This window comes from Citrobacter arsenatis (genome assembly GCF_004353845.1).
Lineage (GTDB): Bacteria > Pseudomonadota > Gammaproteobacteria > Enterobacterales > Enterobacteriaceae > Citrobacter > Citrobacter arsenatis.
Genome location: NZ_CP037864.1, coordinates 484,701 through 497,305 on the forward strand (window position 1 = coordinate 484,701; position 12,605 = coordinate 497,305).

Here is a 12,605-nt window from a genome sequence, read left to right on the forward strand (position 1 = left end):
AATTAAAATAGCACATATTAAAAGCGTGGCTCCACTTGTGTAGATTCAAATAATAAGGATTCGAGGTGAGTGTCCGAAATCGGACACTCAATAATGACTATTGTTGGCGTAGCTGCAGGTCCAACGGCGTTTTACTTGGCTCTCCGCCAATTTCACGCGCCAGTTTGGGGACCATATAGCCGGAAACCAGCGTCAGCAGCTCACGCATAATACGACGCGCTTCATCGTCGCTGACCATAAAGTGGGCGGCACCCTGCACTTTGTCCAGTACGTGCAGGTAATAGGGCATCACACACGCATCAAACAACGCGTTGCTAAGATTTGCCAGCGTTTGCGCGTTATCGTTCACGCCACGCAGCAAAACGCTTTGGTTGAGTAGCGTAACGCCTGCGGTACGCAGTCTCACCATGGCCTGGCGAAATGTCTCATCGACCTCATTGGCGTGGTTAATGTGATTGACCAGCAGAATCTGCAAGGAGGAGCGCGCAAAGCGCTGGACCAGTCCCTCTGTAATACGAGCAGGGATAACAATCGGCAAGCGGCTGTGAATACGCAGACGCTTAATGTGCGGGATGGCTTCCAGTTGCGTGAGCAGCCAGTCCAGTTCGTGGTCCTTGGCCATTAACGGATCGCCACCGGAGAAGATTATCTCATCCAGCTCTGGATGCGCGCTAATGTAGTCCAGGGCGACCTGCCAGTTGCGCTTATTGCCCTGGTTTTCAGCATACGGGAAGTGTCGACGGAAGCAGTAGCGACAATTTACCGCACAACCGCCTTTGACCAGCAGCAGTGCCCGGTTACGATATTTATGCAGCAGACCGGGAACCACGCTGTGCTGTTCTTCCAGCGGATCGGTCGAGTAGCCTGGTGCGGCAACAAACTCTTCCTGGGAAGTAAGTACCTGACGCAAAAGCGGATCGTCCGGATTGCCTTTTTCCATGCGGGCAATAAATGCGCGCGGAACGCGCAGGGCGAAAAGTCGTCTCGCGTCGCGTCCGGCCAACAGTTTTTCATCTGCGTCTATATTCAAAAGATGCAGAAGTTCATCAGGATCGGTCACAACATCGGCAAGTTGCGATAACCAATCTTCTCTGGATGGGGTATTTAGGGTTACAATATGCGCCATTTTGTGGCTTAGCTACCAGTTAACAATTTTCAGAGGGCCTTATGGCAACGTACTATAGCAACGATTTTCGTGCTGGTCTTAAAATCATGTTGGACGGCGAACCTTATGCGGTTGAAGCCAGCGAATTCGTTAAACCAGGTAAAGGCCAGGCTTTTGCGCGCGTTAAGCTGCGTCGCCTGCTGACCGGTACTCGCGTAGAGAAAACCTTCAAGTCTACTGACTCCGCTGAAGGCGCAGACGTAGCCGACATGAACCTGACCTTCCTGTATAGCGACGGTGAGTTCTGGCACTTTATGAATAACACCACTTTCGAACAGCTGGCTGCAGACGAGAAAGCGGTAGGCGATAACGCTAAATGGCTGCTGGACCAGGCGGAATGCATCGTGACCCTGTGGAACGGTCAGCCGATCTCCGTGACTCCGCCGAACTTCGTTGAGCTGGAAGTTGTTGAAACCGACCCAGGTCTGAAAGGCGATACCGCTGGTACTGGCGGCAAACCGGCTACCCTGTCTACCGGCGCAGTCGTTAAAGTTCCGCTGTTCGTACAGATCGGCGAAGTGATCAAAGTGGATACTCGCTCCGGCGAATACGTATCTCGCGTAAAATAAGACTTCCATTTGATCTTATGGCGCAGGTTGCTGCGCCATACTTTTTCCAGGGCAGGAATGATGAAACGTCTTCTCGGTCTTGTAATGCTCATCCTATTTACCAGCACCCTGCTGACGGGTTGTAATACCGCGCGCGGATTTGGTGAAGACATCAAACATCTTGGCAATTCAATCTCACACGCCGCCAGCTAATCCTCTCTCATAGTCTTAAAAACGGTTGTTTATCCATCACACTTGCAGATCTTGTCTATTATTAAGTAGCTATACACAAACAATATTGGCTAGAAAAGGAAGACGTTATGGTTAAGAAGACAATTGCTGCGATCTTTTCTGTGTTGGTACTTTCTTCCGTATTAACCGCGTGTAATACCACGCGAGGCGTAGGGCAAGATATTTCTGAAGGTGGTAGCGCCATTTCTGGTGCAGCGACAAAAGCTCAGCAATAGCGATGAACGGTACGACGCCGTGTCGTACCGTTAATTCCTCTCCCCAGGTAGCGAGAGAAACGGTGAGTAGCGGTTCCCCAGGTGCAGTTTAATGCGGATATTCCGTTTATAGGTGTAGACCGTCTTGCCATGAATGCTGAGTGCGGCGGCGATCGCATTGTTACTTATCCCATCCATCCACATCGACAATACTTTCTCCTCTTGCGGCGTAAGCAGCGGAGTCGCGTTTTCGGTTATTTCTAATGTGGGGCGAAGTTGTAGCACCTCCTGAATCGTGTGTGAGAGTGCGTTCAGCGTGGTGTGCTTGGTTAAGACCGAATGGGCGACGGATTGAGGGGGAGTCGTTGAAGTGTGCTGTCTTTCTACTGATTGCAATAAAATCAGCGGGATGACACCGCAGCTCATAAAAAAGGGCTTAATGGACGGACTGGAGTGCGTCTCGCTTATAAAACCGTATAAATCCGCGATCACCAGATGCGGTTTCCACTGCAAAATATGCTCTTTTGCTAGCAGGAGATTATTGATCCCTGATACCAGAAATGAGGAACTGAACCTGCCAGAATGATTAAGCAAGGCCTCAATCCCCGTGCGGGTAAAGTGGCACCGGTCAATCACTAAAATTTTAAGCATAACCTTTTCGCATTCAGAAGAGAGACAATCGACTTTCTGGATTCAGAAAGCCCTTCATCATAGAGAACTCCGATGAGTGCCAAATGCGGGAACTGCGCCGCTAATTATGCTTAATTCTTGCTTTTAGCAGGCAGAGAATAAAAAGGTTGAAATTCATTTTCTTCCGGGCAAAAATGCCATTTCACACATCAGCTTTGCAGGACGACCTGCAAACGCTTCTTTCACCGGGGACGGCCCCATTGTTCTGGAGCCTGATATGTCCTGGATCGTTTTATTAATTGCAGGTCTGCTTGAAGTTGTCTGGGCGATTGGCCTGAAATATACCCATGGTTTTACGCGTTTGACGCCAAGCATCATTACTATTGCGGCGATGATCGTCAGTATCGCCATGCTCTCATGGGCAATGCGTACGTTACCTGTAGGAACCGCCTATGCCGTATGGACCGGTATCGGTGCCGTAGGGGCGGCCATTACAGGGATTTTGCTGCTGGGTGAATCTGCCAGCCCGGCGCGATTGCTAAGCCTCGGGCTGATTGTTGCCGGCATTATCGGTCTGAAGCTGAGCACTCACTAAGCGCCGGGCTGTTTTACCCAAATCAGCTTATTCACCTCAAACCCTTCCCGGGTCGCGATGGCCAGCATTTGCTGTTTCATTTCATCTGAAATAGTCGGGGTCCGTGAAAGGATCCACAGGTAGTCGCGATCCGGCCCGCAAACTAGCGCGTGACGATATTCCCGATCGAGGGCAATCACGTTATACCCACCATAGAAAGGGCCAAAGAATGAAACCTTGAGCGCCGCACGGTTTGGCTCGCCGGTGAAGTAGGCTTTTCCCTCCGTTTTCTGCCACATTCCCCTGTCCGGGTTATAGCCCTTGTTGATAACGTTGATACCGCCGTCGTCGCGCAGACTGTAGGTTGCGGTCACTTTTTCCAGTCCACGTTCAAATCGATGGTCGAAACGCGCAATTTCATACCAGGTGCCCAGGTAGCGTTTGGCATCAAAGTTATTTACCACGGCCACGCCTTTCGGCGGTGTAGGGGAACTGCAAGCGACAACCAGAAATGCAGCCGTAACTGCAGCAACGACGGGCAGAATGCGCATGGGATTTTCCTTGCTGTATTTTTGTTAAGTGTAGATGACAGCAGGAAAAAGAGGGAAAGAAAGGAGACCCGATATCCCGGGCCTCCTTGTCCATTACTGCAGTTTTTCCAGAATGCGCCAGGCGGCCTCGACGCGAGCCGGGTTTGGATAGCTCTTGTTTGCCAGCATCACGATGCCAAGGTTTTTTTCTGGAACGAAAGCAACGTAGCTACCGAATCCGCCAGTGGATCCCGTTTTATGCACCCATGATGCTTTCACAGCAGGTGCGGGCGGGTTTACCTCAACGGCGGGAAGTGCAGCCAGCGCCACTTTGCTGTCGCTGCCGTTAATTATTGAGTCGGCTTTAACCGGCCAGTTCAGCATCTCCCAGCCTAAGCCCTGGTACATATCGCCAATACGCCAGTAACGTGACTGCGCAAGCTCGATGCCCTGCTGAAGCGTTTTCTCCTGCACCAGGCTGGCATCCATGTTGGCCTGAACCCAGCGGGTCATATCGACAACACTCGATTTTACCCCATAGGCTTCAGCATCAAGTTGGCCAGGGGATACATGCACAGGCTTTCCTTCGCGATAGCCCCAGGCATAATCTTTTTGTTCGCTCTGTGGAACCGTGATCCAGGTATGTGCCAGTTTTAATGGCTGCAGGACGCGTTTGGTCATCGCCTCTTCGTAGCTCATACCTGAAGGTTTCACCGCCAGTTCGCCAAACAGACCAATGCTGGAGTTAGCGTAAAGACGTTTAGCGCCAGGGGCCCATTGCGGCTGCCAGTTTTGATAAAAGCGTAGTAAGGCGGCTTTATCCGTAACGTCGTCGGGAATCTGAAGCGGCAGGCCGCCTGCCGTATAGGTGGCTAAGTGCAGCAGGCTAATACCCTGCCACTGTTTACCCATCAGTTCAGGCCAGTATTGCGCGACCGGATCGCTGAGCTTGATTTCGCCGCGGGCAATGGCATCTCCACCCAGCACGCCGTTGAACGTCTTACTGACTGAGCCGAGCTCAAACAGTGTTTGCTCAGTGACTGGACGGTTATTGGCGATATCGGCTTTACCCCAGGTAAAGTAATAAGGTTTCCCCTGGTAGATAACCGCAACGGCCATACCCGGAATAGCCTGCTTTTGCATCAGTGGTGTGATGGTGCGGTTAACGATATCGGCAATTTGTTGTTCTGTTTTAGCGGCGGCAAACGTGGAGAAAGAGGCTGTCAGCAGCAGCGCGCAGCATATCGATTTTTTCATCATGAAATCAGTTCCGTAATTGAAAGCGAAAGAGTGTCCGGGCCCGTCAGACGCAATCAGTGTGTTTGATTTGTACCGTATTGACAAACGGTTAAATTTAGCAGCAGATATAAGTTTTTCTAACAGGCCAGATGATGACGCGTAGCTATATCCCTCTTAACTCGCTGCGGGCTTTTGAAGCAGCGGCCAGACATCTCAGCTTTACCCGCGCGGCGATTGAGCTCAATGTGACGCATTCTGCAATAAGCCAGCATGTCAAATCGCTGGAACAGCAGCTGAATTGTCAGCTTTTTGTGCGCGGTTCTCGTGGGTTAATGTTGACAACTGAAGGGGAAAGTCTGTTACCTGTACTTAATGACTCTTTCGATCGTATGGCCGGGATGCTGGATCGTTTTGCCACGAAACAGACTCAGGAAAAACTTAAAATTGGCGTAGTGGGGACTTTTGCTATCGGCTGCCTTTTTCCTCTGCTGAGCGATTTTAAGCGCAACTACCCGCATATTGATTTACATATTTCCACTCACAATAACCGTGTGGATCCCGCCGCTGAAGGGCTGGATTATACCATCCGCTACGGAGGGGGAGCCTGGCACGATACCGATGCGCAATATTTATGTAGCGCGCTGATGTCTCCGCTGTGTTCGCCAGCATTGGCCTCGCAGATTAAAGCACCTGCGGATATCCTGAAATTTCCGCTATTGCGATCGTATCGACGTGATGAATGGACGCTTTGGATGCAGGCCGCCGGAGAAGCGCCTCCGTCACCGACGCACAACGTGGTAGTGTTTGACTCGTCCGTAACCATGCTGGAAGCCGCGCAGGCGGGGATCGGTGTGGCAATTGCACCGGTAAGAATGTTCACGCATCTGCTCGGCAGTGAGCGTATCGTGCAGCCTTTTTTAACGCAGATTGATTTGGGGAGCTATTGGATAACGCGTTTGCAATCTCGCCCGGAGACGTCAGCGATGCGCGAGTTTTCCCGTTGGTTGACTGGGGTGTTGCACAAATAAAAAGGCCCGCCAATGGCGGGCCTGATAATTAACGCATGCGTTTAGATGGTCAGGATACCAATAGCCGTTACAACGGTCAGGATAGCTGCCAGTCCGTAGAATACCCATTTGCCAGCAGGCACGTGGATTTTCAGGTCATGCATCGCGTGGTGCATACGGTGTAAACCGCACCACAGCGGCAGAACGATCATCAGGAACAGAAATGCACGTCCGATGAAGCTCTGAGCGAATGCCAGTACGCGTTCGTAGGTGAAAGCATCAGGAACAAAGCCCAGCGGCAGCATAATGCCTACCAGCAGGATCATCACCGGCGCAATGATTGCGCTCCACATACCGCCTGCACCAAACAGGCCCCAGAATACGGGTTCGTCAGAGCGTTTTGGATTTGGATTAATCATTATTCCGGACTCCTTACCAGAACAGGGCAACAAACAGTATTACTACTGTCGCAACCACAGTAACTGCCCAGAGACCTTTGATAATCGGCTCTGGCCCCATTTTTTCGTCTTTCACGATGATGTTGGCGGCTTTTGGCGCCAGCTCAAACCAGGTTTTGGTATGCAGCAGTGCTGCAGCCAGGGCGATAATGTTAAGGATTACCACCACCGGGTTTTGCAAAAAGGCGACAAAGCCCATCCAGGACTCTGCACCATGCTTGAGTGCAAACAGGCCGATAATCAGTTCAATGCTGAACCAGACTGCCGGAACTGCCGTGCCTTCACGCAGCATGTAAAAACGATAAAATGGCAGCTTTTTCCACCAGGTGGACGTCATTGGCCGCACATAGGCTTTGCGTTTAGTCGTCATCGTGCACTCCTTAGCGTGGTTTCAGGGTAGCGATAAGAAAGTCTTTTGAACTTTCAACTTTACCCTGCTGAATGGCCGCAGCCGGATCGACGTGTTTCGGGCAGACTTCGGAGCAGTAGCCCACGAAAGTACAGGTCCAGACGCCGTTCGGGCTGTTCAACTGAGCCATACGCTCCTTCTTACCGTGGTCGCGGCTATCTTCGTTGTAACGATGCGCCAGCGTAATCGCAGCCGGTCCAATGAACTCAGGGTTCAGGCCGAACTGCGGGCACGCGGCGTAGCACAGACCACAGTTGATGCAACCGGAGAACTGATGATACTTCGCCATCTGCGCCGGAGTCTGGGTGTTTGGACCCTGATCCGGTGTACGCGGGTTACCGATGATGTACGGTTTGATCGCTTCCAGGCTTTCGATAAAGTGCGTCATGTCGACGACCAGATCGCGCTCAATCGGGAAGTTGCCCAGCGCTTCAACCTTCATCCCGTTGGTGTAATCACGCAGGAAGGTTTTGCACGCCAGTTTCGGTACATTGTTAACCATCATGCCGCAAGAGCCGCAGATTGCCATACGGCAGGACCAGCGGTAGCTCAGGTCCGGTGCCAGGTTATCCTTGATATAGCCCAGCGCATCCAGCAGAGACGTGGTTTCATCATAAGGAACTTCGTAGAAAGCACTGTGCGGCGCGGTATCGGTTTCCGGGTTATAGCGCACCACCTCAACTTTCAGGTTTTTCATCTCAGCCATTCGCCTTCTCCTTCTTATCGGCTGCTTCCGCTTCGCCACCGTAAACACGTTTAGCCGGTGGCAGAGTGGTGATTTTCACGTCGCTGTATTCCAGGCGAGTCGTGCCGTCAGCATCGCGGAAGGCGAGGGTGTGTTTGAGGAAGTTCACATCGTCACGCTCGGTGCAGCCTTCATCCAGACGCTGGTGCGCGCCGCGGGATTCTTTACGCGCCAGAGCAGAGTGAGCCATACATTCTGCAACGTTCAGACCGTGACCCAGCTCGATGGTGTACAGCAGGTCGGTGTTGAAAACGCTGGAGGTATCAGTGATACGCACGCGCTTGAAGCGTTCCTGCAGTTCCGCCAGCTTATCAACGGTTTTCTGCATGAGTTCCGGTGTACGGTAGATACCGCAACCTTCTTCCATGGACAGACCCATTTCGTCACGGATCTTAGACCAGTTTTCGTTACCTTCCTGGTTAACCAGATCTTTCAGACGTTTTTCAACGCCAGCAACCTGTGCATCAAGAGCGGCACTGTTTGCAGCGCCAGCCGTTGCAGCGCGTTCTGCAGCCTGCTCACCGGCCATACGACCGAAGACAACCAGTTCTGCCAGGGAGTTAGAACCCAGACGGTTTGCGCCATGCAGACCAACAGAGGAACATTCGCCGACAGCGAACAGACCTTTAATGCGGGTTTCACAGTGCTGATCGGTTTCGATACCGCCCATGGTGTAGTGCGCGGTCGGACGTACCGGGATCGGTTCTTTAACCGGATCGACACCCACGTAGGCTTTCGCCAGTTCGCAGATGAACGGTAAACGTTCGAGCAGTTTTTTCTCGCCGAGGTGACGCAGGTCGAGGTGAACCACATCGCCACGCGGAGTGGAAATGGTGTTGCCTTTGCGCCATTCGTGCCAGAAAGCCTGAGATACTTTGTCGCGCGGACCGAGTTCCATGTATTTGTTTTTCGGCTCGCCCAGCGGAGTTTCCGGACCCATACCGTAGTCTTGCAAATAACGGTAGCCGTTTTTGTTAACCAGAATACCGCCTTCACCACGGCAGCCTTCGGTCATCAGGATACCGGAACCTGGCAGACCTGTCGGGTGATACTGAACGAACTCCATATCACGCAGCGGAACGCCGTGGCTCAGCGCCATGCCCATACCGTCGCCGGTTACGATGCCGCCGTTGGTGTTGTAACGGTAAACACGACCTGCGCCGCCCGTTGCCATCACGACTGCGTTAGCACGGATTTGCACCAGCGTGCCTTCCATCATGTTCATGGCAACCAGGCCGCGAGCATGACCATCGTCAACCAGGATATCCAGAACGAAGTGTTCGTCAAAACGCTGAATCTGCGGGAACTGCAAAGATGTCTGGAACAGCGTATGCAGCATGTGGAAGCCGGTTTTATCCGCGGCAAACCAGGTACGCTCGATTTTCATACCGCCGAAGCGACGTACGTTGACGCTACCGTCTTCACGACGGCTCCATGGGCAACCCCATTGTTCCAGTTGCGTCATTTCAGTTGGGCAGTGGTGGACAAAGTAATCCACGACATCCTGCTCACACAGCCAGTCTCCGCCTGCTACCGTATCGTGAAAATGGTAGTCAAAGCTGTCATGATCCTGCGCGACAGCAGCAGAGCCGCCTTCGGCAGCAACGGTATGGCTGCGCATTGGGTACACTTTTGAGATCAGTGCGATTTTAGCGTTGGGATTTGCTTGTGCGGCAGCAATTGCAGCACGTAATCCCGCGCCACCGGCGCCTATAATGGCAAGATCGGCTTGAAAGGTTTGCACGACATTCCTCCAGATTGTTGTTATTTCATGCCTGCCTGAAATCAGATGCTTCATCGGCTTCAAACAGGTTATGAACGCGTTTCCACTGCTCCTTTATAGGTACAATAGTATAGTCGTAGGGATGTGTGGGAAATTTGACGTGTTCGATTTTTTTAGCGTGTCACAGGGGGGAATTATCATTGAATTTGATTAATTTAATTACTAAACCACCCCATGTCGCTTTTTTTATCCAATTGCCAGTGCTGATTACCGGTGCGCGAAATTTGTCTCGTTAACGCGATACGAGTAGACTTCGTGCCCTTGTCTTAAATCGGAGAAACAACCATGAGCGAAACGGCAACCTGGCAGCCGAGCGCGTCCATCCCCAATCTGTTGAAACGTGCAGCAATTATAGCGGAGATTCGCCGCTTTTTTGCCGATCGTGGCGTGCTTGAGGTTGAGACCCCTTGTATGAGTCAGGCAACGGTAACGGACATCCATCTGTTCCCGTTCGAAACGCGTTTCGTCGGCCCTGGGCACTCCCAGGGAATGAATCTCTATTTAATGACCAGCCCTGAATACCATATGAAGCGCCTGCTGGTGGCTGGGTGCGGCCCGGTATATCAGCTGTGCCGCAGCTTCCGTAATGAAGAGATGGGGCGTCATCATAATCCTGAATTCACCATGCTTGAGTGGTATCGTCCGCACTACGATATGTATCGCCTGATGAATGAAGTGGATGACTTGCTCCAGCAGGTGCTGGACTGCTCGCCTGCGGAAAGCCTCTCATATCAGCAAGCCTTCCAGCGTCATCTGGAGATAGACCCGCTGTCTGCTGATAAAACTCAGCTGCGGGAAGTGGCGGCGAAGCTGGATCTCAGCAATATCGCCGATACCGAAGAAGATCGGGACACCTTGCTGCAACTGCTGTTTACGATGGGCGTTGAGCCGCATATTGGCAAAGACAAACCGACGTTTGTGTATCATTTCCCGGCAAGCCAGGCATCACTGGCACAAATCAGCACCGAAGATCACCGCGTGGCTGAACGTTTCGAGGTTTACTACAAAGGTATTGAGCTGGCGAATGGTTTCCATGAATTGACCGACGCGCGCGAACAACAGCAGCGCTTTGAACAGGATAACCGCAAACGTGCCGCACGTGGCTTGCCGCAGCAGCCTATCGACACCAACCTGCTTGAAGCGTTAAAAGTGGGCATGCCGGATTGCTCTGGCGTGGCGCTGGGCGTTGACCGTCTGGTGATGCTGGCGCTGGGCGCAGAGAGCCTGGCCGAGGTTATCGCCTTTACCGTTGATCGTGCATAACATACTCTTCTGTAATACAAAGTGGCGGTAAAATCGCCACTTTGTAGCATATTTTTTCATTTACCCTCTAATAGCCACAATTTACTCCTGGATATTTGATATCGTTCAGGTATCAATTCTGTGTTGATTTTTCTATCGCTGAACTCTGTAAAGAGAGCAGTGCCAATCGGTGAGCGGCGTTTGTTAAACGCTTGCCTGAGTAAGGGATGGTTTAATGACCCAAACAATAAAAAAGATGAGCCTGATAGGTCTCATCCTCATGATATTTACGTCTGTTTTCGGTTTTGCTAATAGCCCCTCCGCGTTCTATTTAATGGGGTATAGCGCGATTCCGTGGTATATATTTTCTGCATTATTATTCTTTATCCCATTTGCTTTAATGATGGCGGAAATGGGATCTGCCTATCGTAAAGAAGAGGGCGGAATCTATTCGTGGATGAATAATAGCGTTGGACCACGCTATGCGTTTATCGGCACGTTTATGTGGTTTTCTTCCTATGTAATATGGATGGTAAGCACCGCGGCGAAAGTCTGGGTACCTTTTTCAACCTTCTTATTTGGTGCAGACATGACGCAGCACTGGCGTATCGCGGGGCTTGAGCCTACTCAGGTCGTAGGGCTGCTGGCCGTAGGCTGGATGATTCTGGTGACCTGCGTAGCCTCTCGGGGGATTAATAAAATTGCCCGTATTACGGCTGTAGGCGGAATTGCTGTAATGTGTCTTAATTTGGTTCTGTTGTTAGTGAGTGTCGCTATTTTGTTATTAACAGGTGGCCACTTTGCACAGGATATTAATTTTATCTCCTCGCCTAATCCAGGATATCAGTCCGGTCTGGCAATGTTGTCATTTGTTGTATTTGCCATTTTTGCTTACGGTGGAATAGAAGCCGTGGGTGGATTAGTTGATAAAACAGAAAAGCCAGAGAAGAACTTTGCGAAAGGTATTGTCTTTGCCGCGATTGTCATTTCTGTTGGTTATTCACTGGCCATCTTTTTATGGGGCGTTAGCACCAACTGGCAACAAGTATTAAGCAATAGCTCGGTTAACCTCGGGAATATTACCTATATCCTGATGAAAAGCCTCGGGATGACGTTAGGTAACGCGCTGCATCTTTCCCCTGAAACCGCGATGGCGATGGGGGTGTGGTTCGCGCGTATCACCGGACTTTCGATGTTCCTTGCCTATACCGGTGCTTTTTTCACGCTCAGCTACTCGCCGCTGAAAGCGATTATTCAGGGAACGCCGAAGGCATTGTGGCCCGCGCCGATGACCAAACTGAATGCGGTGGGGATGCCAACGACGGCAATGTGGTTGCAGTGCCTGCTGGTGAGCCTCTTTATCCTGCTGGTTTCGTTTGGCGGTGATACAGCTTCAGCGTTCTATAACAAACTGACCCTGATGGCGAACGTCTCGATGACGCTGCCGTATCTGTTCCTCGCGCTGGCGTTTCCGTTCTTTAAAGCCCGCACGGGTCTGGAAAGACCGTTTGTGGTCTTTAAAACCCGGACCGCGACGTTACTGGCAACCGGCGTGGTCGTACTGGTGGTGACGTTTGCCAACGTGTTCACCATCATCCAGCCGGTGATTGAAGCCGGGGACTGGAACAGCGCATTGTGGATGACCGGCGGCCCGATCTTCTTCTCGCTGCTGGCGATGGCGATTTATCAGAACTACAGCCGCCGCATGGCCAACGAGCCTGAGTGGGCGGTGGAATAAACAACCCGCCTAATCCGGCCTACAAAGGAGCATCTCCGTAGGCCGGATTAGACCCAATGGGTCGTCATCCGGCATTTCTTGCTGGGCTCAT

The 12,605-nt window shown here is 51.7% G+C and carries 15 protein-coding genes; 7 read left to right on the forward strand and 8 right to left on the reverse strand.

Going from position 1 to position 12,605, the window contains the following annotated elements:
• Positions 1-97 precede the first annotated feature (97 nt).
• Positions 98-1,126 carry an EF-P beta-lysylation protein EpmB gene (gene epmB, locus E1B03_RS03250; protein ID WP_133085674.1) on the reverse strand — a complete coding sequence of 343 codons (1,029 nt, stop codon included), beginning with the start codon at positions 1,124-1,126 and terminating at the stop codon, positions 98-100.
• Between the two features lie 41 nt (positions 1,127-1,167).
• Between epmB and efp the strand changes: the two genes are divergently transcribed.
• From efp to ecnB, 3 genes are all read left to right on the forward strand, one after another.
• Complete coding sequence (efp, locus tag E1B03_RS03255) at positions 1,168-1,734, forward strand: elongation factor P (RefSeq protein WP_003025478.1); 567 nt, start codon at positions 1,168-1,170, stop codon at positions 1,732-1,734.
• A 57-nt stretch (positions 1,735-1,791) separates the two neighbouring features.
• Positions 1,792-1,926 carry a lipoprotein antitoxin entericidin A gene (ecnA, locus tag E1B03_RS03260; RefSeq protein ID WP_043018154.1) on the forward strand — a complete coding sequence of 45 codons (135 nt, stop codon included), beginning with the start codon at positions 1,792-1,794 and terminating at the stop codon, positions 1,924-1,926.
• A 107-nt stretch (positions 1,927-2,033) separates the two neighbouring features.
• Positions 2,034-2,180, forward strand: a complete 147-nt coding sequence (ecnB, locus tag E1B03_RS03265) for a lipoprotein toxin entericidin B (protein ID WP_003025482.1) — start codon at positions 2,034-2,036, stop codon at positions 2,178-2,180.
• A 30-nt stretch (positions 2,181-2,210) separates the two neighbouring features.
• Here the strand turns inward: ecnB and E1B03_RS03270 are convergent, their stop codons facing one another.
• A complete protein-coding gene (locus E1B03_RS03270; protein WP_103768666.1) occupies positions 2,211-2,810 on the reverse strand; it encodes a LuxR C-terminal-related transcriptional regulator in 600 nt (199 codons plus the stop codon).
• A gap of 256 nt (positions 2,811-3,066) precedes the next feature.
• Between E1B03_RS03270 and sugE the strand changes: the two genes are divergently transcribed.
• Positions 3,067-3,384: a quaternary ammonium compound efflux SMR transporter SugE gene (gene sugE, locus E1B03_RS03275; protein WP_000118520.1), complete on the forward strand. Its 318-nt coding sequence runs from the start codon at positions 3,067-3,069 to the stop codon at positions 3,382-3,384.
• Here sugE and E1B03_RS03280 read toward each other — a convergent pair.
• Complete coding sequence (locus E1B03_RS03280; RefSeq protein ID WP_133085675.1) at positions 3,381-3,914, reverse strand: lipocalin family protein; 534 nt, start codon at positions 3,912-3,914, stop codon at positions 3,381-3,383. The two genes, sugE and E1B03_RS03280, sit on opposite strands and share 4 nt — an antisense overlap.
• Before the next feature lie 93 nt (positions 3,915-4,007).
• Positions 4,008-5,153, reverse strand: a complete 1,146-nt coding sequence (gene blaCMY, locus E1B03_RS03285) for a CMY-2 family class C beta-lactamase (protein WP_133085676.1) — start codon at positions 5,151-5,153, stop codon at positions 4,008-4,010.
• Positions 5,154-5,284: 131 nt separating this feature from the next.
• Between blaCMY and ampR the strand changes: the two genes are divergently transcribed.
• Positions 5,285-6,160 carry a LysR family transcriptional regulator AmpR gene (gene ampR, locus E1B03_RS03290; RefSeq protein ID WP_103768663.1) on the forward strand — a complete coding sequence of 292 codons (876 nt, stop codon included), beginning with the start codon at positions 5,285-5,287 and terminating at the stop codon, positions 6,158-6,160.
• Positions 6,161-6,201: 41 nt separating this feature from the next.
• Here the strand turns inward: ampR and frdD are convergent, their stop codons facing one another.
• The 4 genes from frdD to frdA are packed head-to-tail and all read right to left on the reverse strand — an operon-like array spanning position 6,202 to position 9,495.
• Entirely contained in the window at positions 6,202-6,558 is a 357-nt protein-coding gene (gene frdD / locus E1B03_RS03295; protein ID WP_103768662.1) for a fumarate reductase subunit FrdD, read from the reverse strand.
• A gap of 13 nt (positions 6,559-6,571) precedes the next feature.
• Positions 6,572-6,967: a fumarate reductase subunit FrdC gene (gene frdC / locus E1B03_RS03300; protein ID WP_003025537.1), complete on the reverse strand. Its 396-nt coding sequence runs from the start codon at positions 6,965-6,967 to the stop codon at positions 6,572-6,574.
• Positions 6,968-6,977: 10 nt separating this feature from the next.
• Positions 6,978-7,712 (reverse strand): fumarate reductase iron-sulfur protein, encoded by a 735-nt coding sequence (gene frdB / locus E1B03_RS03305; RefSeq protein ID WP_003025540.1) that lies wholly within the window; start codon positions 7,710-7,712, stop codon positions 6,978-6,980.
• Positions 7,705-9,495 carry a fumarate reductase (quinol) flavoprotein subunit gene (frdA, locus tag E1B03_RS03310; protein WP_003830519.1) on the reverse strand — a complete coding sequence of 597 codons (1,791 nt, stop codon included), beginning with the start codon at positions 9,493-9,495 and terminating at the stop codon, positions 7,705-7,707. Before frdA ends, frdB begins: the two co-directional genes overlap by 8 nt.
• 324 nt (positions 9,496-9,819) lie before the next feature.
• On the opposite strand from frdA, the gene epmA reads away from it, so the two are divergent.
• Both epmA and yjeM read left to right on the forward strand, forming a co-directional pair.
• Positions 9,820-10,797 carry an elongation factor P--(R)-beta-lysine ligase gene (epmA, locus tag E1B03_RS03315; RefSeq protein ID WP_003830517.1) on the forward strand — a complete coding sequence of 326 codons (978 nt, stop codon included), beginning with the start codon at positions 9,820-9,822 and terminating at the stop codon, positions 10,795-10,797.
• 214 nt (positions 10,798-11,011) lie between these two features.
• Positions 11,012-12,514 (forward strand): glutamate/gamma-aminobutyrate family transporter YjeM, encoded by a 1,503-nt coding sequence (gene yjeM / locus E1B03_RS03320; RefSeq protein ID WP_133085677.1) that lies wholly within the window; start codon positions 11,012-11,014, stop codon positions 12,512-12,514.
• Positions 12,515-12,605 lie beyond the last annotated feature (91 nt).

Excerpts from the sequence above, each read along its gene's own strand:
- ampR (WP_103768663.1), top strand. The coding sequence starts at position 5,285 with ATGACGCGTAGCTATATCCCTCTTAACTCGCTGCGGGCTTTTGAAGCA.
- blaCMY (WP_133085676.1), bottom strand. The coding sequence starts at position 5,153 with ATGATGAAAAAATCGATATGCTGCGCGCTGCTGCTGACAGCCTCTTTC.
- frdB (WP_003025540.1), bottom strand. The coding sequence starts at position 7,712 with ATGGCTGAGATGAAAAACCTGAAAGTTGAGGTGGTGCGCTATAACCCG.
- yjeM (WP_133085677.1), top strand. The coding sequence starts at position 11,012 with ATGACCCAAACAATAAAAAAGATGAGCCTGATAGGTCTCATCCTCATG.
- ecnA (WP_043018154.1), top strand. The coding sequence starts at position 1,792 with ATGATGAAACGTCTTCTCGGTCTTGTAATGCTCATCCTATTTACCAGC.
- sugE (WP_000118520.1), top strand. The coding sequence starts at position 3,067 with ATGTCCTGGATCGTTTTATTAATTGCAGGTCTGCTTGAAGTTGTCTGG.
- epmB (WP_133085674.1), bottom strand. The coding sequence starts at position 1,126 with ATGGCGCATATTGTAACCCTAAATACCCCATCCAGAGAAGATTGGTTA.
- epmA (WP_003830517.1), top strand. The coding sequence starts at position 9,820 with ATGAGCGAAACGGCAACCTGGCAGCCGAGCGCGTCCATCCCCAATCTG.
- ecnB (WP_003025482.1), top strand. The coding sequence starts at position 2,034 with ATGGTTAAGAAGACAATTGCTGCGATCTTTTCTGTGTTGGTACTTTCT.
- frdD (WP_103768662.1), bottom strand. The coding sequence starts at position 6,558 with ATGATTAATCCAAATCCAAAACGCTCTGACGAACCCGTATTCTGGGGC.
- frdC (WP_003025537.1), bottom strand. The coding sequence starts at position 6,967 with ATGACGACTAAACGCAAAGCCTATGTGCGGCCAATGACGTCCACCTGG.
- efp (WP_003025478.1), top strand. The coding sequence starts at position 1,168 with ATGGCAACGTACTATAGCAACGATTTTCGTGCTGGTCTTAAAATCATG.
- E1B03_RS03280 (WP_133085675.1), bottom strand. The coding sequence starts at position 3,914 with ATGCGCATTCTGCCCGTCGTTGCTGCAGTTACGGCTGCATTTCTGGTT.
- E1B03_RS03270 (WP_103768666.1), bottom strand. The coding sequence starts at position 2,810 with ATGCTTAAAATTTTAGTGATTGACCGGTGCCACTTTACCCGCACGGGG.